Origin of the sequence: Bacillus sp. (in: firmicutes) (assembly GCA_017656295.1) — a bacterium.
Classification (GTDB): Bacteria; Bacillota; Bacilli; order Bacillales; family JACDOC01; genus JACDOC01.
The window spans coordinates 1-508 of the sequence record JACDOC010000059.1 but is presented as its reverse complement, the minus strand read 5'-3'; the positions used below and the strand labels follow the sequence as shown (position 1 = coordinate 508).

1 protein-coding gene is annotated in these 508 nt (G+C 38.4%); it reads left to right on the top strand.

Features of this window, described 5'->3' with window-relative positions; genetic code table 11:
* On the top strand, positions 1-508 hold a 508-nt coding region (locus H0Z31_15825), incomplete at both ends, for an IS256 family transposase (GenBank protein ID MBO8178856.1).

The following is a 508-nucleotide window of genomic DNA, read 5'->3' as shown; positions in this document are numbered from 1 at the left end:
GAAGAAGCGATTATTAAAATGTACCAAAGTGGGATGAGCACTCGAGAAATCGGTAAATTTATCGAACGAATTCTTGGTTCTAGTTACTCCCCAACCACGATAAGCAATATTACAGATGCGACGATAGAAGACATTCGAAAATGGCAACAACGTCCACTCAATAAGCGTTATTCTGTCCTTTACCTAGATGGCTTATATATAAAAGTCCGTCGTGATACGTATGCGAAGGAAGTCATTTATATCGTCCTTGGAGTCAATGAAGATGGCTATCGAGAAATATTAGGCTTCTATGTTGGAGGTCAAGAAAGCGCTCTTGGATGGCAAGAAATTCTTCAAGATTTATATCAGCGTGGAGTAAAAGAAGTATTACTTGGCGTGTTTGATGGTCTTAATGGCTTAGAAGAAGCTTTTAAATCTGTCTATCCAAAAGCCGATGTACAACGATGTGTCGTGCACAAAGTCAGAAATACATTAAATAAAGTCAGAAAGAAAGACCAAATAGAAGTGG